This is a genomic window from Blautia sp. LMAG:36 (assembly GCF_008680535.1).
GTDB classification, from domain to species: domain Bacteria; phylum Bacillota; class Clostridia; order Lachnospirales; family Lachnospiraceae; genus Blautia_A; species Blautia_A fusiformis.
The window spans coordinates 212026-235262 of record NZ_NALB01000007.1 but is presented as its reverse complement, the minus strand read 5'-3'; the positions used below and the strand labels follow the sequence as shown (position 1 = coordinate 235262).

General features: G+C 42.5%; 19 protein-coding genes and 1 pseudogene. 11 read left to right on the top strand and 9 right to left on the bottom strand.

All coding sequences use genetic code 11. The features are described 5' to 3' along the window. Positions 1-89 precede the first annotated feature (89 nt). The 5 genes and pseudogenes from CCC17_RS10585 (at position 90) to CCC17_RS10565 (ending at position 4489) form a co-directional block, all read left to right on the top strand. Positions 90-1289 (top strand): O-antigen polymerase, encoded by a 1200-nt coding sequence (locus CCC17_RS10585; RefSeq protein ID WP_287083055.1) that lies wholly within the window; start codon positions 90-92, stop codon positions 1287-1289. A gap of 12 nt (positions 1290-1301) precedes the next feature. After that, positions 1302-2711, top strand: coding sequence for a lipopolysaccharide biosynthesis protein (locus tag CCC17_RS10580; protein ID WP_287083054.1), 1410 nt, complete (start codon positions 1302-1304; stop codon positions 2709-2711). 42 nt (positions 2712-2753) lie between these two features. Further along, on the top strand, positions 2754-3725 hold the full coding sequence (locus CCC17_RS10575; RefSeq protein ID WP_287083052.1) for a glycosyltransferase: 972 nt from the start codon (positions 2754-2756) through the stop codon (positions 3723-3725). 6 nt (positions 3726-3731) lie between these two features. After that, positions 3732-3902, top strand: a pseudogene (locus CCC17_RS15080) (UDP-glucose 6-dehydrogenase); the annotation flags it as partial. A gap of 20 nt (positions 3903-3922) precedes the next feature. Next, complete coding sequence (locus CCC17_RS10565; RefSeq protein WP_287083050.1) at positions 3923-4489, top strand: VanZ family protein; 567 nt, start codon at positions 3923-3925, stop codon at positions 4487-4489. Positions 4490-4505: 16 nt separating this feature from the next. On the opposite strand, the gene CCC17_RS10560 is transcribed toward CCC17_RS10565, so the two are convergent. After that, positions 4506-5027 carry a hypothetical protein gene (locus CCC17_RS10560; protein ID WP_287083049.1) on the bottom strand — a complete coding sequence of 174 codons (522 nt, stop codon included), beginning with the start codon at positions 5025-5027 and terminating at the stop codon, positions 4506-4508. A 409-nt stretch (positions 5028-5436) separates the two neighbouring features. Here CCC17_RS10560 and CCC17_RS10555 point away from each other — a divergent pair, with 409 nt between their 5' ends. The 4 genes from CCC17_RS10555 (at position 5437) to CCC17_RS10540 (ending at position 12419) form a co-directional block, all read left to right on the top strand. Beyond that, positions 5437-7137 carry an AAA family ATPase gene (locus CCC17_RS10555; protein ID WP_173741471.1) on the top strand — a complete coding sequence of 567 codons (1701 nt, stop codon included), beginning with the start codon at positions 5437-5439 and terminating at the stop codon, positions 7135-7137. Positions 7138-7265: 128 nt separating this feature from the next. Continuing rightward, positions 7266-8654, top strand: coding sequence for a phosphoglucosamine mutase (gene glmM / locus CCC17_RS10550; RefSeq protein WP_287083048.1), 1389 nt, complete (start codon positions 7266-7268; stop codon positions 8652-8654). Positions 8655-8735: 81 nt separating this feature from the next. Then, positions 8736-10574, top strand: a complete 1839-nt coding sequence (glmS, locus tag CCC17_RS10545) for a glutamine--fructose-6-phosphate transaminase (isomerizing) (protein WP_287083046.1) — start codon at positions 8736-8738, stop codon at positions 10572-10574. Between the two features lie 219 nt (positions 10575-10793). After that, on the top strand, positions 10794-12419 hold the full coding sequence (locus CCC17_RS10540; RefSeq protein WP_287083045.1) for an LCP family glycopolymer transferase: 1626 nt from the start codon (positions 10794-10796) through the stop codon (positions 12417-12419). Between the two features lie 135 nt (positions 12420-12554). Here the strand turns inward: CCC17_RS10540 and CCC17_RS10535 are convergent, their stop codons facing one another. The 6 genes from CCC17_RS10535 to CCC17_RS10510 all read right to left on the bottom strand — a co-directional run bounded on the left by CCC17_RS10535 (position 12555) and on the right by CCC17_RS10510 (position 18603). Next, positions 12555-13520, bottom strand: coding sequence for an IS3 family transposase (locus CCC17_RS10535; protein WP_173717587.1), 966 nt, complete (start codon positions 13518-13520; stop codon positions 12555-12557). Continuing rightward, on the bottom strand, positions 13517-14197 hold the full coding sequence (locus tag CCC17_RS10530; RefSeq protein WP_173717586.1) for a helix-turn-helix domain-containing protein: 681 nt from the start codon (positions 14195-14197) through the stop codon (positions 13517-13519). The genes CCC17_RS10535 and CCC17_RS10530 overlap by 4 nt, the downstream gene beginning before the upstream one ends. Before the next feature lie 138 nt (positions 14198-14335). Further along, positions 14336-15268, bottom strand: a complete 933-nt coding sequence (gene rfbD / locus CCC17_RS10525) for a dTDP-4-dehydrorhamnose reductase (protein WP_287083044.1) — start codon at positions 15266-15268, stop codon at positions 14336-14338. Next, positions 15265-16299 (bottom strand): dTDP-glucose 4,6-dehydratase, encoded by a 1035-nt coding sequence (gene rfbB / locus CCC17_RS10520; RefSeq protein ID WP_015525710.1) that lies wholly within the window; start codon positions 16297-16299, stop codon positions 15265-15267. The genes rfbD and rfbB overlap by 4 nt, the downstream gene beginning before the upstream one ends. Before the next feature lie 96 nt (positions 16300-16395). After that, positions 16396-17292: a glucose-1-phosphate thymidylyltransferase RfbA gene (gene rfbA, locus CCC17_RS10515; RefSeq protein ID WP_015525711.1), complete on the bottom strand. Its 897-nt coding sequence runs from the start codon at positions 17290-17292 to the stop codon at positions 16396-16398. Positions 17293-17421: 129 nt separating this feature from the next. After that, complete coding sequence (locus CCC17_RS10510; RefSeq protein WP_021976536.1) at positions 17422-18603, bottom strand: MerR family transcriptional regulator; 1182 nt, start codon at positions 18601-18603, stop codon at positions 17422-17424. Positions 18604-18836: 233 nt separating this feature from the next. Here CCC17_RS10510 and CCC17_RS10505 point away from each other — a divergent pair, with 233 nt between their 5' ends. Together CCC17_RS10505 and CCC17_RS10500 are read left to right on the top strand one after the other, a co-directional pair. Continuing rightward, on the top strand, positions 18837-19835 hold the full coding sequence (locus tag CCC17_RS10505) for an acyltransferase (protein WP_021651097.1): 999 nt from the start codon (positions 18837-18839) through the stop codon (positions 19833-19835). Between the two features lie 170 nt (positions 19836-20005). Then, positions 20006-20716, top strand: coding sequence for a hypothetical protein (locus CCC17_RS10500; protein WP_022426270.1), 711 nt, complete (start codon positions 20006-20008; stop codon positions 20714-20716). A gap of 86 nt (positions 20717-20802) precedes the next feature. On the opposite strand, the gene glgD is transcribed toward CCC17_RS10500, so the two are convergent. After that, positions 20803-21924, bottom strand: coding sequence for a glucose-1-phosphate adenylyltransferase subunit GlgD (glgD, locus tag CCC17_RS10495; RefSeq protein ID WP_015525715.1), 1122 nt, complete (start codon positions 21922-21924; stop codon positions 20803-20805). 1 nt (position 21925) lies between these two features. Further along, entirely contained in the window at positions 21926-23065 is a 1140-nt protein-coding gene (locus tag CCC17_RS10490) for a glucose-1-phosphate adenylyltransferase (RefSeq protein WP_287083043.1), read from the bottom strand. Positions 23066-23237 lie beyond the last annotated feature (172 nt).

Genomic DNA, 23237 nt, shown 5'->3' with positions numbered 1-23237 from the left:
AAGAGAAGAAAGTATAATTAAAATGGAGTATTAAAAGTACTGTATTTCGACTTTGATTTGAAACTACAGTGAAAAATTGGAGGTACAGTGTGGATTTATTTTTATTTGATATACTGATAATATTGTTAATTGTTATTGATATGCATAATTATGAGAAGCAGATAACACCATTAACAATTTTTGGAGGAGTTTATACTTGTCTTATTAATTTAAATAATCTTGTTATTAGTAAGGTATATGCGTTTATACCGATAAATGCACATGCCTTGAGGGTTATTTTTAGCTTTTTTATAATTATTTTTTGTATTGATTTTTGCGGAGGTTATTTATATAGAAATACGCCACATTGTAGCTTTTCGTTCTCTACCAGATTTAAAAATTATGCGAGTGTAACAGTATTATTTTTTATTGGATTTGCGGCATATGGTATTCAGTTTCTACTTTTATACAGGACATATGGCTTATCAATTAAGGGACTTAATGATGGAATTCTGGGACATTTAAGTTCATTTGCGTTTATATTAGGTCCGGTAGCACTGGATCTTTCAATTAAAACTGGAAAAAGAATACGTATTATGTTTGCTTTACTTCTTAATATTTTAGTACTTGGTATTAGTGTAGCTTTTGGAGGAAAATATGTTATATTTATTAATTTAACTTATTTTTTGTTATATTTTGTTTTAAAAAGAGATAGACGAGCTAATTTAATGAAATTGATAAAAATTATTTTGCCTTTAATCGGAGCAGCTGTTGGTGCTTTTATGATTCTTTATTATGTGATACCAATAGTGACAGGCCAATATCAATCTACGATGGATTTTGCTATTAGACGTATGTTCTATTATTTGCTTGGATCTGTAACTGCCAATAATTATACCATGCTGCATGCTGGACAGGGTGATGATTTAATACCGTTTACAGTAATAGTAAATATAGGAAAAGCATTGTTTGGAAATCATGATTATATCAGTGCCATCTACCCATTTATATTTCAGGTGGATAATATAACGAAAACAAATGTAGCAGGATTTCTTGGAGAAACGGTTTATAATCTTGGAATAAGTGGAGCACTTTTTTATACAGCTGTAATTTTTGTTATAATAAATTATTTTTATTATCAATATAGAAGTAAAAATAGGTTTTATCTTAGCTTTTGCTATTCCACTGCAATAATAGCCTTTCTATTTTTTTGCAATTTCTATTCAGTGTCTGGCGTTTTTTTACCGCTTTTACTGTCAGTATTTTTGGATATGATTTCACTGTGTAGAATTAGACATTACCATATATAATCAGGAGATAGTATGAGTTCAAAAGTCAGTTTCAGTCAAATAAAAAGAAATATAGGATTGTCGATTATTGCCCAAATAATTTCATTAGTTGTCAGTTTTGTCATGAATTTGATATTGCCCAAGTTTATCAGTGAATATCAGTACGCTTTATGGCAAACATATCTTTTATATATTGGTTATGTTGGAATACTGCATTTTGGATTGCTGGATGGAATTGTATTAAGATATTCACAATATGATTATGGTGAATTAGATAAAACAAGAATACGTTCACAATTTAAATGTTTATTAGTAATGACGAGTGTATTTTGTTTAATTGCTATTGTCTTTACCAGTTTGTTTTGTAAATCAGAAATGAGAGTAGTATTTATTATGACTGCAATAGGTATTGTAACACGAACTATGTTTACCTATACATCATATTCATTTCAGATTACTAATCGTATAAAATATTATGCAGAAATGATTATTGGATATAGAATATTTTATGGTTTTGGTGCTATTTTAATGTTACTTCTTGGATTTCATAATTTTTATTATTTCTGTTTAGTAGATTTATGTAGTGATATATTTGGAATTTTATTTTCTGTACATAATAACAAAGGAATGTATTTTGGAAGTTCCTTGAATATTAAAGATACACTTGAAGAAGCGAAAAGAAATGTTTCTGCGGGCATCATGCTAATGCTTTCAAATTGGAGCTCATTTTTACTGACTGGAAGTGCCAGACTAATTATTCAGTGGCATTGGGATAAAATCACATTTGGAAAAGTTTCGTTTGCTTTTAGTATTACAAATCTATTTTTAACTTTTGTGACAGCAATCAGTGTTGTGCTGTTTCCTTCTTTAAAACGAACAGATAAGCAAAATTTACCAGGATTGTATCAAAAAATAAGAGCAGCGATAAATCCTTTGTTGATTACGATATTAATATTCTATTATCCGGGATGTTGGATTTTAAAAAAATGGTTGCCATCATATGATAATAGTTTGATCTATCTTGGAATATTATTGCCAATTATAATTTTTACGTCAAAAATAAGCTTATTAACAAATAATTATTTGAAAGCTTTAAGAAAAGAAAAAACGATGTTTGTTATCAATTTGATTTCAGTAGGAATTGCCATTTTAATGTTTTCTATCAGTGCTTATATAGTTAATGATCTAAAAATGTTGTTGGTATCTATCGTTACTGCTATTATGATATGTTCTGTTTTATCAGAATTTGTTGTTATGAAGACACTAAATATATTTGATATAAGAAACTTTTTTGGTGAAATTATAATGACTGTAGTATTTGTGATTACGACCATACTGCCTTCTCAAATAATAGGGCTATTAATTTATACTATGGCAGTTGTAATATTCATATTTTTTAATAGAAAGAATATGAGCTTTATTTTTAACAATACAAATAAATAAATACTTTGACAGGTTAGAGTATCTGAGGAGGAAGTGACAAGTTTGAAAAGTTTAGCGATTATATTATTAAATTATAATGGTTCATCTGACACGATTGAGTGTATTGAGTCTTTGGATAACACAATAACAAATTTTGATTATGATATTTATATTATTGATAATGCTTCCCGGAAAGAAGAAACTGATATTCTAAAAAGATATATCAGTAGTAGAGAAGACTTCAGCATATATTCAGATGATATATTTGAAAGAAATAAAGTAAAAGGAAATCTTCTTATTCTGTCAAATGATAATGCGGGATTTGCCGGTGGAAATAATAAGGTTATCCGGACAATTTATGAAGATTATGCGTATATTTTACTTTTGAATAATGATACAGTAGTGCAACCGGATTTCATTGAAAAAATGATTTGTTTGTTAAATGAAGATTTAACAATAGGTTATGCAAGTTGTAGGATTGATAATTATTATGATCATACGTTATTATGGAATTGCGGTGGGAAACTCAGACCATGGGGATTGAGAAAATATTATTCAGAAAAAGAACTAAAAAAAATGCCAGATATTATTGATGCTGAATTTATTACTGGGTGTGCATTATTTATACGATCCTCAGTGATAAAAAAGTATGGTACTTTATCAGATGATTTCTTTCATGGAGAAGAAGATTTTAATTTCTGTTGGAGAATGAAAAAAAATCATGTTAAAGGAAAGTGTATAAATAAAACCTTAGTATATCATAAAGTAAGCGCTACGAGTAATAAAAACGGAATACAACCGGGAAAAATGGCAGGTTATTATGCATATAGAATTGTTGATATGAAACAATTTTATTCTGTATTTATATGGAATATATGGAAATTCAGTTTAATACAAATTCTAAAGATACGATGGATAAAGGGTGGATATACACGCACGGAAATAAAAAAAATGATGGATATTATTAGACGTACATCAAAATTAAATGCAATAAGTAGAGAAGATACACTCAAAATATGGGATTTATCATATTGAATATACATTATTTATGCGACAACATTAGAGGACGGAGAGACATTTTGGGGAAGCAAAGTTGTAAATGATCTTGAAGTATTTAAAGAGCCAGGCAATTATTGCAAATAGATATGATAAATGTCTGGACGATATAAAAGAGAATGAGTATATACAAGAGATATCTTTTACAGAGATTGAGAGATAATTTATGAATTAAAATGGATATTTATGAAACAATTACTAAACAAAATCCCAGTTGGGGAATAGCAGGGTTTTGGTGGTTTTTCGTATTTTTATTATGTTTTAGCCGGATTATAAAACAGTCATACAAAAGTAACAAAATTAGTTTTTCACAAAGTCTGGCATATATCGCAATATATATATATATTTGGACGGTATTGGAATCTACAGTTTTTACCCGCATTCCACAGGCATATCCTCAATATGAACTTCACATATTCTGGTCCTGGAAAGCATTTTTTGTATATTATGACAATGAGATGCTGAAGGAAAATATTCTAAATTGCATATTATTGATGCCGTATGGCTGTTTATTGCCAGTTGCTTTAGATAAGAGAATCAACTGGAAAAGAGGTTTGGTGATTGGAATGGGAACATCGTTTGTGATAGAATTATTGCAGTTGATCACCTGTCGAGGATTGTTTGAGTTTGATGATATTATCCACAATGGGTTTGGATGTATGATGGGAGCTGTTTTGGGTTCCTGGTGTTGGCTGAGAATGTTAAAGAAATTTAAAATGCCCAGGAAGCCTCACGCTTCCTGAGCATTTTCTCAAATCATCATTTCTCCCGCAATTTCAGAACATCCTCAAGTGGCACCCCTGAGAATCTGCTGATATCCTCAGGTGAGAACTTGGAATCCTGCAGCATGCGTTGTGCAGTGAGCAAAGCCTGGTCCTGAAGGCCTTGGGCGTGACCTTGGGATAGACCTTCGGCGCGTGCATCATCGCACATTTCCTGAACAGCCTGACACATATTAACACTCCCTTCTGTTTCTGTGAAACGTAAATTGATACCGGTTATGGAGTCAATGACTCGGGCTGCTTTGAGCTCGAGTGAGCGGAAGCCAGGGGTCTGTGATGTGAGTTCCTGAAGCTTCCGTTTATCTTTGGAGTATTTGATGAAGAGCATGACTTCTTTGAGATTGCTCTGGAGTTTGTCAAGTTCTTCATCTTTTATCTCGGCGGGTGAGAAGAGATTGATCCGGTAATCCGGGACCATGGAAAGAATTTCGGGGTCCTGGACAGAGAGCATTTCGTGGAGGCTTCTGGGAGCTTTCCAGGTGTCGGAACCGAAGTACACGACTGTGGTTATGACCGGGATCAGCCGGTCATCCTTGTAGAAGCCGGTGAGATATTCTCCGGATGTGGAGGGCCATTGCTTTGCTTCTCTGTGGGTTGTCAGCCATGTAATCTTTGGTGATGGTATTCTTTGTACCCATAGGTTTCACCACCTTCGATCTTGTTATGTGATCAGAGTTATTTTATCATCTGATCCATTTTCAGGGTAACATAGTTCATTGCTTTTGGAAAGAGGATTTTGTGAAAAAGCTTCAGAGCTTCGCAGGTAAAGCGGATATGTTTGTCGAACGGAGTCGAAATAAATCAATAGACAAAAAGAGCGTATTGTGCTACTCTGAAAGCACGAATCACGTGGCGATTGGCATATTTGTATATGATTTTTCGCATTGAAAGGGAGTGGAACGCGGAATATGAAGAGACCGAAGCTACCGGTGGGAATTGAGAATTTTCAGGAAATTCGTCAGGCGGATTTTTATTATGTAGATAAGACTAGGCTTATCGAACAACTGATCGATCAGTGGGGGAAAGTAAATCTTTTTACGAGACCTCGGCGTTTTGGGAAAACATTGAATATGAGTATGCTTCGTTGTTTCTTCGAGATCGGGGCAGATGAAGCGCTGTTTGAAGGTCTTTATATTTCCCGGAAACAAGAACTGTGTGAACAGTATATGGGGAAATTTCCGGTAGTGTTTTTATCGCTGAAGAATGTTGATGGACTTACCTTTGAGAATGCACGCTATCAGCTGACAGAACTGGTAGGCAGAGAGGCCAGTCGTTTTCTGTTTTTATTGGAGAGTGACAGACTGACAGAAACGGATAAAGATATATATCGTACATTGATCTCTGTGGAGAATGGCCGATATTCTATGGATGAAAATATTCTTTCTTCTGCGTTGCAGATATTGTCTCAGCTGTTGCATAAGCATTATGGGCAGAAGACGATCATTCTTATAGATGAATATGATGTTCCTCTGGATAAGGCTTTTCAGCATGGATATTATAAAGAAATGGTGCTCATGATACGTGGTGTGTTCGGACAGGCACTTAAGACTAACGATTCTCTGTATTTTGCAGTATTAACAGGGTGTCTTCGCGTGTCTAAAGAGAGTATTTTTACAGGACTTAATAACTTCAAAGTGCTTTCGATCACGGACCATCGATTTGATGAGCATTTTGGTTTCACAGATGATGAGGTCTGCAGATTGCTTACAGCATATGGCATGGAGGATCATCTTTCCGAAACAAAGGAATGGTATGATGGATATCATTTTGGAAATACGGATGTGTACTGCCCATGGGATGTGATCAATCATGTAGATTGTCTGTGTGGGAATCCGGATGCGGAGCCGCTGTCTTACTGGATCAATACCAGTGGGAATGAACTGGTAAGGAGATTTATTGACAGGGCAGATAAGACTACAAGAGATGAGATAGAGCGTCTGATCGCAGGTGAGTCTATTGAGAAAACGGTCCGTATGGAGTTGACCTATGATGAAATCGATAACAGTCTGGATAATCTCTGGAGTGTATTATTTACTACAGGATATCTTACACAGTCAGGGAAGACCGAACGGGGAGTGTATCGTCTGACCATTCCGAACAGGGAGATAAGAGAAGTTTATGTGCTTCAGATAAAGGAATGGTTTGACCGCGCAGTGCTGAAAGAGGCGGAGCCGACGAAAAATCTGCTGAAAGCAATAAAAGAAGGGAATGCAGGTGAGATTGAGGAACGCCTTACAAAGATTCTGGGAAATACGATCAGTATTTTTGATACAAAAGGACGAAATGAAGAAAAAGAAATTTTTTATCATGGACTTTTGTTGGGGCTTTTGCGTAGTAATCCAAACTGGCTTGTTCAGTCTAATGCGGAATCTGGAGATGGTTTTGCAGATATTCTGGCAGAACCGGAAGATCCGGATGCCGGGATCGTTATCGAGCTGAAGTATTCTCAGACTTTTTCAGGACTGCAAAATGCATGTGAAAGAGCGCTGGCACAGATCAGAGAAAAGCGGTACGATGAACGGTTACGTAATGAAGGAAGAAATAATATTCTGGCGTATGGAGTTGCTTTTTGTAAGAAGCGATGTAAAGTGGCTGTTCAGAGGCTGTAAATCTGCTGGAAATATAGATAATATTATTGATGTTCATACAGAAAGATAAGAACAATTCTGATCAATCTGTATGACACATCAATATATAAGATAAGTTATAAATATTAACATACAAAGGAGAGCTAGAAATGGGAAAATATTTTGGTACAGATGGCTTCCGTGGAGAAGCGGGTGTTTCGTTGACTGCGGATCATGCATTTAAGATCGGGCGTTTTCTGGGATGGTATTATAATGAGCTGCGCAGAAGAGCGGGGGAGACGGCTGCGGCCAGGATCGTGATCGGCAAGGATACCCGACGTTCCAGCTATATGTTTGAGTATTCGCTGGTTGGCGGACTGGTGGCGTCCGGAGCGGATGCTTATCTTCTCCACGTGACAACAACGCCGTCTGTGGCTTATGTTGCCCGTACCGATGGCTTTGACTGTGGTATTATGATCTCTGCCAGCCATAATCCCTATTATGATAACGGGATCAAGCTGATTAATGGCCAGGGTGAGAAGATGGAAGAGGAGATCATCGCGCTGGTGGAGGATTATCTGGATGACCGTCTTCAGCTGTTCGGACAGAAATGGCGTGAGATTCCTTTTACAAAGGGCGGTGAAATCGGCAGGACGGTGGATTATTCTGCAGGCCGGAACCGTTACATAGGATATCTGATCTCCCTGGGAGTATATTCCTTTAAGGGAATGAGGATTGGTCTGGACTGTGCCAACGGAAGTGCATGGAATATCGCAAAGGCGGTTTTTGATGCGCTGGGAGCGAAGACTTATGTGATCAATGCTGAGCCGGATGGTACCAATATCAATAACAATGCCGGTTCCACCCATATCGAGGGTCTTCAGAAGCTTGTAGTGGAGAAGGGGCTGGATGTTGGTTTTGCCTACGACGGAGATGCGGACCGCTGTCTCTGTGTGGATGAGAAGGGAAATGTGGTCAGCGGAGATGCGATCCTCTATGTGTACGGTCGTTACATGAAGGAGCGCGGAAAGCTTCTCACCAATACGGTTGTAACCACGGTAATGTCCAATTTTGGCCTTTACAAGGCTTTTGATGCTCTTGATATCGAGTATGCGAAGACAGCAGTAGGGGATAAATATGTTTATGAATATATGATGCAGAATGGCTGCCGTATTGGTGGTGAGCAGTCCGGGCATATTATTTTTTCCAAGTATGCATCTACCGGGGATGGCATCCTTACAAGTCTGAAGATGATGGAAGTTATAATGGCAAGGAAGAAAAAGCTCAGTGAGCTTACCGCTGATCTGGCGATCTATCCCCAGGTTCTTGAGAACGTGCGTGTCCATGACAAGGCAGTAGCGCAGGCAGATGTGGATGTGCAGGCAGCAGTAGAGCGTGTGGCTGAGGCGCTTGGAGACACCGGAAGGATCCTGGTGAGAGAATCCGGCACAGAACCTCTGCTCCGTGTTATGGTTGAGGCAGAGAGTGAGGAGCTTTGCAGAAAATATGTGGACCAGGTGGTTGAGATCGTCCGTAAGAAGGGGCATGTGGCAGAGTGATGTCCTGGATGCAGACCGCAGGTGTCTGAAGAACGGAGCAGTCAGAAGAATATAAAAATGCAATAAGAGGAGAAAAAAATCATGTGTGGAATTGTAGGTTTTACAGGCGGGCATCAGGCAGCACCCATCCTTCTGGACGGGCTTTCCAAACTGGAATACAGAGGATATGATTCCGCCGGCATCGCAGTGCGTGACGGGGAAAAGGATATCGAGATCATTAAGGCGAAGGGCCGTCTGAAGGTCCTTCTGGAGAAAACGAACGCAGGTGAATCTGTTCCGGGTATGTGCGGGATCGGTCATACCCGCTGGGCAACTCACGGAGAACCATCAGAGGTCAATGCCCATCCTCATGTCAGTGATAACGGAAATGTGGCAGCTGTGCATAACGGCATTATCGAGAATTACCAGGAGCTTAAGGAGAAGCTTCTCCGCAGGGGATATTCTTTTTATTCTTCCACAGATACGGAGGTTGCTGTGAAGCTGGTGGATTATTACTACCAGAAATACGGCGGATCTCCGGTTGAGGCAGTGCGTCATGCCATGGTGCGTATCCGTGGTTCCTATGCGCTGGCAATGATGTTCCGTGATTATCCGGAAGAGATCTTTGTAGCGAGAAAAGACAGCCCTATGATCCTGGGTGTGGAGAATGGAGAATCCTATATCGCATCGGATGTTCCTGCGATCCTGAAGTATACAAGAAATGTTTATTATATCGGAAATCTGGAGCTGGCATGTGTAAAACCGGGTGAGATCACTTTTTACAATTTGGATGGCGAGGAGATCGAGAAGGAGCCTAAGATCATTGAGTGGGATGCAGAGGCAGCGGAGAAAGCCGGTTTTGAGCATTTCATGATGAAGGAGATCCATGAGCAGCCGAAAGCAGTCGCAGATACACTGAATTCCGTTATCCGGGAGGACAAGCTGGATCTGACAGAGATCGGTCTGGATGATGAGAGGATCCGCAGCATCAGCCAGGTTTATATCGTGGCCTGTGGCTCTGCTTACCATGTGGGAATGGCTGCACAGTATGTGATCGAGGATCTTGCAGGTCTTCCGGTGCGTGTGGAGCTTGCTTCGGAGTTCCGTTACCGGAAGCCGCTTCTGGATCCTGATGGCCTGGCAGTGATCATCAGTCAGTCCGGTGAGACTGCGGACAGTCTGGCTGCGCTTCGGGAATGTAAGGAGAAGGGGATCCGCACACTGGCTATCGTCAATGTGGTCGGCTCTTCCATTGCAAGAGAGGCGGATCATGTATTCTACACACTTGCAGGACCGGAGATCTCGGTTGCTACCACCAAGGCGTACAGTACACAGCTGATCGCTTCCTATGTGCTGGCATTGCAGATGGCACTGGTCCGCGGAAAGATCTCAGAGGAGCAGTGTGAGTCCTACATTAAGGAACTGAAGACACTTCCGGACAAGATCGGCAGGATCATCGAGGATAAGGAAAGGCTTCAGTGGTTTGCCTCCAAGCAGGCCAATGCAAAGGATATCTTTTTTATCGGAAGAGGGATCGATTATGCCATCAGCCTTGAGGGCAGCCTTAAGATGAAGGAGATCAGCTACATCCATTCTGAGGCGTATGCGGCTGGCGAGCTGAAGCATGGCACCATTTCCCTGATCGAGGACGGCACCCTTGTGATCGGTGTCCTGACACAGCCGGAGCTTTATGAGAAAACAGTCAGCAACATGGTGGAGTGCAGAAGCCGTGGAGCGTATCTGATGGGGCTTACTACGTTTGGAAACTATAATATCGAGGATACTGCAGATTTTACGGTTTATATCCCGAAAACAGATCCGCATTTTGCAACTTCGCTGGCAGTGATCCCGCTGCAGCTTCTGGGCTACTATGTCAGTGTAAATAAAGGTCTGGATGTGGATAAGCCGAGAAATCTTGCCAAGAGTGTTACCGTGGAATAAGGAGATTCATTTCACAGAAGGAACATTTTAGCGGCAGTTCCGTGACATCGTGAGAGCATAAAAGGATCATGATATCACGGAACTGTTTTTGCATTTGGCGATTTACGATATTTCTTGCTTTTATCAGTAAAAAAGCGTAAAATGATTAGGATATTTGAATCTGTACAGAGAGTGTCCATATGTAATATTCTCTGTACCATCAAAAATGGAGGATTGCATATGAGAAAAATGGGAAAACATATCCCAGGGCTGATCGTGACGCTTGTGGTTCTGATCACAGCAATCGTATTTGCGGTCATGCTTCTGAATATGAAGGTGATCCCGACGAAGTTCATTGCAGTGATCGGACTGGTAATGCTGGTCCTGATCGTGATCGTCGGAGCGCTTGTATGGAGTACGGATGGTAAGATAAGATTTGTAGTGGGAGTGATCCTGGCAGCAGTTTTTGCAGCAGTATTCATTCTCGGAAGTATGTATGTTTATAAGACACATTCCACACTGGCAGGGATTTCCGGTGTGAACACAGAGGTTACGGAGGTCGGCATTTATGTCCGTGCAGATGATTCTGCAGATTCCATAGAGGCTACAGCAGATTATGTGTATGGTGTGCTGACAGATCTTGACAGAGCCAATTCGGACAAGGCTATCCAGGAAGTGGATTCCGAGACAGGCAAGACTGTGCAGGTCCAGGAGTATGCAGGACTTACAGAGCTGGTTGACGGTCTTCTGAACGGACAGACAGGTGCGATCGTGCTGAACAGCGCATATTTAAGTGTTATTGAAGAGATGGATGGATATTCCGATATTTCTTCCAGGATCAAAGAGCTGACCGTGAAGAAGGTGGAGACGACCATTGAACCGCAGGAGACAGAGGCGAAGGCTGAAGAGAGTACCAATGACGGTTCTGTATATACCATCTTTATCAGTGGTATCGACAGCCGCAGCGGCCTTGTTGCAAAGAGCCGAAGCGATTCCAATATCATTGCTACGGTAAATACAGCTACCAGACAGGTGCTTCTGGTTTCCACACCTCGTGATTATTTTGTACCGCTTTCTATTTCAGGCGGACAGAGAGATAAGCTGACACATGCAGGTATCTATGGTATCAATGTATGTATGGATACTCTGGGAATGCTTTATAATGAGGATATCAACTATTATTTCCGTATCAACTTTGCGGGATTTGAGCAGCTGATCAATTCGCTTGGCGGAGTTACTGTTTATTCTGACTATGACTTTGATTCCAAGAATGAGACAGGATATCACTTCAATCAGGGAGAGAACTACCTGAACGGTGAGCAGGCTCTGGTATTCAGCCGTGAGCGTTATGCCTTTAAAGAGGGCGACCGTCAGCGTGGCAAGAACCAGATGGCAGTGATCAAGGGTGTGATCAACAAGGCTCTTTCACCGGAGCTTCTGAAGAATTATTCTTCTGTTCTTTCCAGCATCCAGGGATGCTTTGAGACCAATATCTCCTACGAGGAGATCGCCAGACTGCTCCAGCAGCAGTTGAACAACGGCGGTGACTGGAACATCGTAAGCTACAGTGTAAATGGTACCGGTGACACACAGAAGCCGTATTCTATGAGCCAGAAGGCTTACGTTATGATTCCGGATGAGTCTACCGTTCAGAAGGCGGAGGCCATGATGAAGAAGGTTCGTGACGGAGAGACTGTTTCCCAGGAGGAGGCAGACAGTGCAACATCAGCGGCAGCAGCTACGGATAATGATGCACAGGCAGCTACAGAGGGAAGTACAGCAGAAGCACAGGGTGAGACTGCAGATGCCACACAGGATGGCACAGCAGATGCCCAGGCAGCAGACGGAACTGTTGCACAGCAGTAAGATAAAATTATTAAATTTTAGCATAAGAACAGCCGGGGAAGCGTAAAGTGATATGCCCCTTGTCAAGTAGACAGGTGAGATATCTAAAGGTAAGCGACAAAAATACCTACATTTCATTTTGGAGTGTAGGTATTTTTATGCACACCATTTCTCTTTATATTTTTTAATTCGTTTGTTTTCTGGAATAGGATATTCTACTGGTATGTCAGATTTCAGTGCTTCTTGACGTACTTCTAGGGGTGTTTTGCAGCAATACCTATCCTGTGGACGTTCTTCACTATAAAATCTTATATAATCCTTTATTGCAAATCTTAATGAGGATTCATCAGTTATTTCGTACATCTGATACATTTCTGCTTTGATAATTCCCCAGAAACCTTCTGTTGGTCCATTATCAATACAATGTCCAACCCGAGACATGGATTGTCTCATTTCTTGTTTTACAAGTTTCTTTTTAAACATTTTGCTGGTATACTGGAATCCCCGATCTGAATGAAAAATCGGCTTTGCACAGGGGTTCAACGCAATTGCCTTATCAAAAGTTTTAAATACTAATTTATTATCATTTCTGGCACTAACAGCATATGACACAGGATATCTATCATACAGATCTATAATGGCACTTAAATACAACTTCTTTTTTTTACCTGGCACTTTAAATTCAGTCACATCAGTAGCCCATTTTTGATTGGGTGCAGTTGCGTAAAAATCTCTTTGTAATATATTTTGTGTTGTTTCATCTGCATTGGCATTCCTATATTTTTTCTTCTTTTTTCGTATAACGGAATGGATTCCCAGTTTTTTCATAATTCTGTGAACTCTATTTTTGCTGTACTTTGTTTGATTAAAATGATTGATCCAAGAAGTCATTCTCCGATACCCTAAGATATGACTAAAGCGTTCATCATACTCCTTAATGAGCTCTGCAAGTTTGATGTTTTCCATTTCATCCTCAGGTGTTTCACGGTGTAGCCATTTATAATAAGCAGCTCTTGCGACCTCCAAATGTTTACACATCCATCCAATACTCCAGTTTTTCTCTGTATGAAAATATTCTATCGCAAGATATTTTGATTCATGACGAACCTTACCCAGCCTCACATCCTTTCGAAGTCTTTCACTTTTTTTAACAATTCAACAACCATATCCTTTTCTTCCAGCTGACGCTTTAGTCGTAAGTTTTCACGTCTCAAACGTTCTAATTCATCTACTTCATCATCTGTTTTACGTTGACCGCGTCTGTCAGTTAATCCGGATTCCCCATCACTATCATATTTCTTTACCCAAGAATAGACCTGACCGTAAGAAACATTGAATTTTGTAGCTGTATTCTTATAGTCACGATTATGGTTGATGCAATAATTAACGATTTCTTTTCGTTCCTCAAGTGTTGTTTTTCTTCGTGCCTCTGCCATATAGACCTCCCGTTTTGGATTATAATCCTTGAACTCTCTATTGGCATTATACACCTTAATCCAACTTCGCAAAACAGAACGACTAGATATTGCATATTTAGCGATGATATCGTCAACAGTCCCTTCTCCATTTAGAACTGCTTCTACGCATCGGAGTTTAAACTCCTTTGAATAAGTTCTATTTCTATTCGATGGATGACAAAATGCAGCTATCCCATGAATTTGATATTCATTAATCCATCCTTTTAGTGTTGAATATCCTATACTGTATTTATCAGCAAGGAACTGAATAGAACCTATACCATCCAGATATTCCTGCGATACTTTAGCTCTAAACTCAGGTGAATGTTTTGATTTTGGCATGAAAAATACCTCCAAAGTAACAGATTTTTATATTTAATCTGTCTACTTTAGAGGTATCATATCAAAGCTTTCCAACGGCTGTTTTTTCATGAGAAACAGAACGAAAAAAATCCACCGGCGATCACCGATGGATTTTTTTTACAGGATCTCTTTCAGATATCTTTCCAGGGCATCCTGCCATGTTGGAAGTGGCTGGAAGCCGTTTTTTACAAGCTTGGATTTATCCAGGCGGCTGTTGAATGGACGTACAGCCTTGGAAATGCCGTACTCTGCAGTTGTGACAGGAGATACCTCTACTTTTTCGTATTCCTTGTGGCCGAGGGCAGCAGCCTGGCGGAAGATCTCTTTAGTGAAATCATACCAGCTGATGAAGCCGCCTTCGTTGGTTGCGTGATAGTAGCCGTATTTCTCTGTCTCGACCATGTCTACCAGAAGACGTGCAAGGTCGTAGGTGTAGGTCGGAGTTCCGATCTGGTCACTGACTACGGTAAGCTTGTCATGGGTTTTTCCCAGATTTACCATGGTACGGATAAAGTTTTTGCCGTTTTTGCCGAATACCCATGCAATACGTACGATAAAGAATTTATCTACAGTGCCGGATACGGCCAGCTCACCGTCAAGCTTGGTCTGACCGTATACGTTCTGTGGAGCGTAGTCCTTGCAGTCCGGATCCCATGGTGTGGTTCCCTGGCCGTCAAAAACGTAGTCTGTGGAAATATACATCATCTTGATACCAAGCTCCTTGCAGATGTCCGCAATGTTCTGTGTTCCTACAACATTGACAAGACGTACCTTTTCACGGTTTTCCTCGTCCTCTGCAGCATCTACGGCTGTCCATGCGGCACAGTGTACCACTGCATCAGGCTTTACCTCACGGATGGTTTTTGCTACCGCTTCTTTATCTGTGATATCAAGCTGCACATAAGGCATGGTGGTAACAGGAGTACCATCAGCGATGCCGCTGTAGGAAGGAGCAATGTCACTTCCTACGCCTTCATGTCCACGGCCGGACAGTTCATTCATTACGTCATGGCCAAGCTGGCCGCCAACACCTGTTACGAAAAATCTCATGCTTTAACCTCCTCGCGGTTTCCATACATTTTTTCGTAGTAGTTCTGATACTCACCGGAGATGATGGTTTCCCACCATTCCTTGTTGTCAAGGTACCATTTGATGGTCTTTTTGATTCCGTCTGCGAATTTTGTTTCAGGAAGCCATCCAAGCTCGTTGTGGATCTTGGTCGGGTCGATGGCGTAGCGCATGTCATGGCCTTTACGGTCTGCTACATGTGTGATCAGGCTTTCCGGTTTGCCAAGCTCCTTGCAGATCAGTTTTACGATATCGATGTTTTTCATCTCGTTATGTCCGCCTACATTGTAAACCTCGCCTACACGTCCTTTGTGGATGATCAGGTCGATGGCACGGCAGTGATCCTCAACATAGAGCCAGTCGCGGACATTTTCACCCTTTCCGTAAACCGGGAGTGGTTTGTCGTTCAGAGCGTTGGCGATCATCAGCGGGATCAGCTTTTCCGGGAAGTGATACGGGCCGTAGTTGTTGGAGCAGCGGCTGATGGTCACAGGCAGGCCGTAGGTTCTGTGGTATGCGAGAACAAGAAGGTCAGCACCTGCTTTGGAGGAACTGTACGGGCTGCTTGTATGGATCGGAGTTTCCTCTGTGAAGAAGAGGTCCGGTCTGTCAAGAGGAAGATCTCCGTAAACCTCGTCTGTGGAAACCTGATGATAACGCTGGATTCCGTATTTACGGCAGGCATCCATGAGAACAGCAGTACCCTTGATGTTGGTGTCAAGGAATACCTCCGGGTTTTCGATGGAACGGTCTACGTGGCTCTCAGCTGCGAAGTTTACCACGATGTCCGGATGCTCCTCCTCGAAAAGCTTGTAAACAGCGTCACGGTCTGTGATGCTTTCTTTTACAAAGCGGAAGTTCGGCTTGTCCATGACCGGTGCAAGAGTGGAAAGGTTTCCGGCATAGGTCAGGCAGTCCAGGCATACGATACGGTAATCCGGATGAGCCTCCATCATATGAAAAATAAAGTTGCTTCCGATAAATCCGGCGCCGCCGGTAACGATGATTGTCATAAAAAATCTCCTTTATTATAATAAATGATTGATCTTATGCGGATTCCGTCGAAACGGAGTCCGCAGGTAAATGCAGTGTCGGAAAATCAGATCGGCTTAGTGAAGCGCGTCCAGATATTTTCCGTCCAGAACATCCTTGAGATACTGGCCATACTGGTTTTTCTTAAGGATTTCGTAAACCTTGAGCACGTCCTCCTTTGTGATCCAGCCGTTTAAGTAAGCAATCTCCTCAAGGCATGCGATCTTGCGGTGCTGATGCTGCTCCATGGTTTTTACGAAGTTGGTTGCCTCTACAAGGCTTTCGTGTGTACCGGTATCCAGCCATGTGAAGCCCTGGCCCAGAAGCTCAACGTTCAGCTGTCCCTTCTCAAGGTAGATACGGTTCAGGTCTGTGATCTCAAGCTCGCCTCTTGCGCTTGGCTTCAGATTTTTTGCGTACTCTACAACCTTGTTGTCGTAGAAGTAGAGACCGGTTACACAGTAGTTGCTTTTTGGCTTTTCCGGTTTCTCTTCAATGGAAACCGCTTTTCCGTTCTGGTCGAATTCCACGATGCCGAAACGCTCCGGATCATCTACATAGTATCCGAAAACAGTGGCACCTTTGCCTGTTTCTGCGTTGTCTACAGCAGCTTTCAGGCGCTTTTTGAGGCCATGTCCTGCGAAAATGTTGTCACCAAGGACCATACATACGGTGTCGTTGCCGATGAATTCCTCGCCGATGATAAATGCCTGAGCAAGTCCGTCCGGGCTTGGCTGTACAGCGTAGGTAAGGTTGACACCGAACTGATGGCCGTCACCGAGAAGCTCCTCAAATCTCGGGGTATCCTGCGGGGTGGAGATGATCAGGATATCACGGATGCCTGCGTTCATAAGAACAGACATAGGATAGTAGATCATCGGTTTGTCAAAGATCGGCAGAAGCTGTTTGGAGGTCACCATGGTAAGCGGGTAAAGACGTGTTCCGGAGCCTCCGGCTAAAATAATTCCTTTCATATGTTTTCTCCTTTGCGTGATGATGTGCAGCATAAGTCGTGCCTGCACATAACTTTGTTACTGTAACTGTATTATAAAAGGTGACGCAAGGTCACCTTCAAGAGCTTTTTTCATATTTTTTATTTTTGGCTATTTTTCACAAAGAAATACGCCGGCATCCTTGGTAATGCGGAATCCTTTGGCAGTTTTTCTGGCGGTGTAGGCTCGGAATTCCTTGTAACGGTCCAATATATACTGATTCTGGTTGCCGTGGCAGGAGAGGACGTAGGAGATCAGCGGCTCCGCATCCTGGACCAGAAGGCAGTCTTCATAAGAAAGCCACTGAGCCTTTGGGAAAAAAGGCGCCAGGATACTCTGTCCGTTTTCACGTCCGAACCGTTCATAAAGCCGGTCTGCGGAAAGCACGATCCGTTCATCAAAATCCTGCACCAGCTGGCTGACCTCCTGCATATGTGCCTTTCCGTAAGCACTGCAGAGAAATCTTCCGCCGGGAGCGAGGACACGGCGGACTTCCTTCAGGACGGAGGGAATATCATCGCAGTAAAAAAGCACGTGATTGGCGATCACCAGATCAAAGCTTTCGTCCTTGCATGGGATTTTTCGGCAGTCAAAGGCCCGGAATGCAAACCGGGTATCCGAGGAACCGATGGCTCGTCTGGCATCGCGGAGCATACCGCTGGAAATATCGGAAAGTGTGATGGAGATATCCTCCGGCAGAAGGGAAAGGTTGTCGGTCCATAACGTTCCGTCCCCGCAGCCCAGCTCCAGAATACGAAGACCGGGTGAGATCCGGCACTGCTCAAAGATCCAGGGAAACCATCCCTGTTTGTTCTGGGAGTACAGGCTGTGGAGGTTGATCCTGGAGGAAATGTTGGTGGCATTCTGATACTGATTCTTGAGGCTTTTTTCCATGCCGGTCAGGTGGATCAGGTTCAGCATCTGGCTCCAGTCAATGGTGTGCTGTTCCTTTATCATCTGTGCGGTATCCTGGATCGCTTTTTCCACCAGCTGCATCTGTTCGATCCGGTCACGGACCAGACGAAGCTGAATATTCAGAGAATTCAGCATGAAATGATAATCGGAATCACCGATGGTCATTTCCCGGATGTCATCCAGGGAAAAGCCCAGGTATTTCAGAAGGAGGATCTGCTGAAGCCTTGCAAAATCCTCGTCTGTATAAAAACGTGCGCCGGATTCGGTGACGAGAGAGGGTTTCAGGATATCCTGTTTATCATAATAGCGGACAGTACGCAGAGTTACGTGTGCCATGCGTGCAAATTCGCCGGAAGAATAGTAGCCGTCTTTTTTCATAAAAAATAGAATCCTTTCTGAGGAAATAACAAACATCCTGTCATAGAAGTCATAAAAGAATTATAATTCAGATCCGGAAGCCGTACAAGAGTAAAACGTATAAGAGCAAACCGTACAGGAGAAAAACAGCATTGACAAAATTCTGCTGGTTTGTTAGTATATCGTTTCGAAAAAAAGGAACCCCGGAATCATATTTCCGGGATAAGCGTTCGATATAAAAAGGAGTAATTTTTATGCGAAACCGTACTCTGGATATGGTAAAGGCGATCTGTGCTTATGCAGTTGTGCTTCTTCACGTCCATTTTCCGGGAAATGCCGGAATCATAGCCAATGTACTTGCTAGATTTGCAGTACCTGTGTTTTTTATGGTATCCGGATATTTTTGTTTCCGTGGCGATGATACGGAATTTATAAGAACCGGAAAAAAGATCCGGCATGTTCTGAAGCTGATGCTTGTGGCATTTCCGGTCTGCTGTCTGTGGGAGCTGATCCAGAATTACATCGACGGAGCAAGCCAGAAGGAATGGCTGGAAGCCCTGGTTTCGGGGGAACATATCCGCCAGTTTCTTCTATATAATAACAGCTCTCAGGTGAAATGGCATCTGTGGTTTCTCCCGGCACTGCTCTATTGTTATCTTCTTTTTGCCTTGGCAGCAAGATTCCGGATTTGTAAGCAGGCATATGTTCTGATACCGGTGCTTCTTCTGATCCATTTCGGAATGGAGGAATTTTCGACCTTCCTGTTCCCGGAAAAGCATTTCCGTGTTATGCAATTTCGAAACTATCTGTTTACCGGATTTCCGTTTTTTATGTTGGGACATCTGATACACAGACATCAGGAAAAGCTGGAAGCCTGGTTTGCCGGAAAAAAAGTGCTTCTTTTGTATGGCATGGTAGCTGGCGGCGGGATTGCAAGTCTGCTGGAATACCGGTATTTTGGCAAACTGGAATTGTTTCTGGGGTCAGTATTTATGGCTGTTGGCCTTTTTCTCATTGCGATCATGGGAAAGAATCGGAAAGTGCCCGAGCTTCCGGTAGCCATCGGTCAGAAATATGCATTTTTTATTTATCTGTTCCATCTCTGTGTGGCGGATATCCTGAAGGATGTGGCTGTGGCAGCTGGAATTGAGAAAAATCTTTTATATCTGTGGATGAGACCGGTGATGGTCTGTGTTCTTGTGACTGCTGTGGCGGTAATGTATGGATATGGAATGAGGATCTGTCGGAAATAGAAGAGTTTATGGTATTTTCATATTTATGCGCTGTGATTTTGTACCAAAATATGCTAAAATATCCTTTATTGATAAGTCACAGCACCCACCCGGAGGATGCGGGGAAAGCGACTGGAATATCCCGCTTCAGGGTAAAAAATACTGAGACATGAAAGACAAAGGAGAGTTTTATGGATTTACAAAACAGAGCGGAGGCCGGCAGTGACGGACACGATGAGAGTGTACTGAATCCGGAGATGCCCAACGAAACTGATCTTACGAAGAAGGAACGCCGCCGGATCGAAAGAGAGAAACTGAAGGGAATGGGAACAGGTAAGAAGATTCAGTATATCTGGATGTATTATAAGATACATATGCTGTGCGTGCTTCTTGCCATTGGCGGAGTCTGTCTGGGAGTGAATATTTATCGTCACGCACAGATGAAGACGGTGCTTTCCATTGCGGTGGTGAATGCAGGGAATTATGACTCTGAGAAGGTGGAAGAGGATGTTTTGAAGACACTGGGAACAGAGGATAAATATGCAGAAGTCAGTGTGGCGCAGAATCTGATGACGGACGAGACAGGAGAGGATTTTGATTACTATGCCAGGATCGCATATGTGACGGAAATCCAGAGTGCTACCGTTGATGTCCTGATCATGCCGAAGGAACTCTATGAACATGAGAAAGATAGCGGAATGTATGCAAATCTCAGGGAAACGTTTGGAGATGAGGTGTTTGAGTCTCTGGGCGCTGTGGATGATCAGCATCTGGAGCTTGACGGCAGTAGTAGTGTTGCTCAGGAATTTGGCCTGAGATATGATCCGGTGTGTATCTGCCTTCCGGGTAACGTGAAGAATAAGGATAATGCGTTGAAATGGATCCAGTCTGTTCTGAAATGATGGATCCATATGCTTAGCTGAGTACAGAGATAAATAAGGCCTCCGGTTCGTAACACAGGAACCGGAGGCCTTATTATATATGAATATTACAGTGTATCGTTACGTTTGATGTAGCCAGGCTCATCCGCAGGACGGATGATCTCCTTGGCATGCGTGATCTTGGCATGCTTGTCTACCACCAGATTTTCGATATGGACATTCTCACCGATGGTGCAGTCTGCAAGAACTACACAGTTCTTGATAACAGCGCCCTTTTTGATGGTACAGCCACGTCCGACAATGGAATTTTCTACAGTTCCCTCGATCATGGAGCCGTTGGAGATAACGGAGTTGGAAACATTGGCTGTGTCAAAATAATGGGTCGGACAGGAGTTGTTGGTGCGTGTATAGATCGGCCAGTTATCATGGAAAAGATCGGTTGCAGTTTTGTAGTCGATCAGATCCATATTTGCATCGTGATAGCTCTTGAAATCAGTGATCGATGCAAAATATCCGCGATGAGATATACCACGCACATCCAGCTCACCGTCTCTGCAGCCGGCATTGATCACGTCTGCAAGGGTATAAAGAGAGGAGATCTCTTTTGCCTTATGGATGAGGCTGATGAAAAGCTCCTTGCTCATTACGTAGGTATCCATGAAAATGTTGCGGTTCTTTGCATTGCCGTGGTTGTGCTCAATGGAGAGAACACCCTTCTGACGGTTCAGGTTCAGGATGTGGCAGTTCAGATAGTTCTCCTTGGCATTATCAACGGAATGATAAAGCATGGTCACATCTGCACCGGATTCGATATGGGCATCGATCAGCTTGGAATAGTCGGTGGTGTAGATCATGTAATTCGGAGCGATAACAACATACGGATAATGAACTGCTTCGATGCACTCCAGATTGGAGTAGTAGTTGTCGATATCGGTGTTATAGATATCGTTGACTCCGGAATGCTCTGAAAAGAGGAGTTGGAGATTACCGCTCTTGGAGTTGATGTTGTAGTGACGTCCGGTTCCGAGATGTTCTACAAGAGAACGGGGTTTGTTCTTTACATAGACCTGAATGTACTCAATTCCGCTGTTGGTCATATTTGAGATCGGGAAGTCGATGACACGATATCTTCCGAGAAATGAAAAGGCGCCGATCGCACGGTAGTCCTGAAGCCCCTCCACATGGATATTTCTTTCTGAGGAATTCACGATTCCAAATGCTTTAAACATATTACTCAGCCCCCTTTACACGTTTTGATACAAGTTCGATGTGCTCACTGTCCTTGGAACCGACACGAGCATTGGTACCGATCACGATTCCGTCTGCAACGAGAGCACGCTGGACAACGGCACCTGCTTCAACAACAACACCCGGCATCAGGACACTGTCGATGATCTTGGCACCAGGACCGACCTTGACGCCTGTGAAAAGTACGGAGTTGGTGATCTCACCTTCTACAACACAGCCCTGAGTGATGAAAGCAGTGTTGATCACAGCTGTATCACAGATATACTGTGGAAGAGAGGTAGCATCCTCAGTGTAGATTTTCCAGGTAGGATCGTTAAGATCCAGTTCACTGTTTGGACTGAGAAGATCCATGTTTGCTTCCCAGAGGGAATCGATGGTTCCTACATCCTTCCAGTAGCCTTTGAACTTGTAGGCGTAGAGTGCTTTGTCCTGTGCAAGGAGTGTAGGGATGATGTCTTTACCGAAATCGTGGTTGGAATCCGGATTCTTGATATCTGCCAGCAGGAGCTTGCGCAGAAGCTTCCAGTTGAATATGTAGATACCCATGGAGGCAAGATTGCTCTTCGGGTGTTCCGGTTTCTCCTCAAATTCCACGATGCGGTCATCTTCACCGGTGTTCATGATACCGAAACGGCTGGCTTCCTTCATGGGAACCTCGATAACTGCAATAGTCGCATCTGCCTTATGCTGGATATGGTCATCAAGCATCTTTGCATAATTCATCTTATAGATATGGTCACCGGAAAGGATCAGAAGGTATTCCGGGTTCTGTGAGTCGATGAAATCAATATTCTGAGAGATCGCATCAGCTGTTCCACGGTATACATCCAGACCGGCATCAGCCTTCTCACGTGGAGGAAGTACATAAACTCCGCTGTCCTTGGCATCAAGTCCCCAGCGGCCACCGGCTGCTACATAGCTGTTCAGTAAAACTGATTCATACTGTGTCAGTACACCTACGACATCAATGCCGCTGTTGGCACAGTTACTGAGCGGAAAATCCACGATACGGTATTTACCGCCATAACCAACGGCTGGCTTGGCAACTTTATTCGTCAACTCGTGAAGACGACTTCCTCTTCCACCGGCCAGGATCATTGCTAACATACTGTTTTGTTTCATGGCGAATCCTCACTTTCATTTCTTGTTTACTGCCAGGTGTCTTTAACCATAAAAACAATAAACTTTGTTAATATTATACACCTTTTAAAAAAGAAAATCCAGTTTTTTGTGCAAAAAAACGTTATTTTTATATTGGGAAATTAGACGGATTTGGGAAAATTGATGGATGATC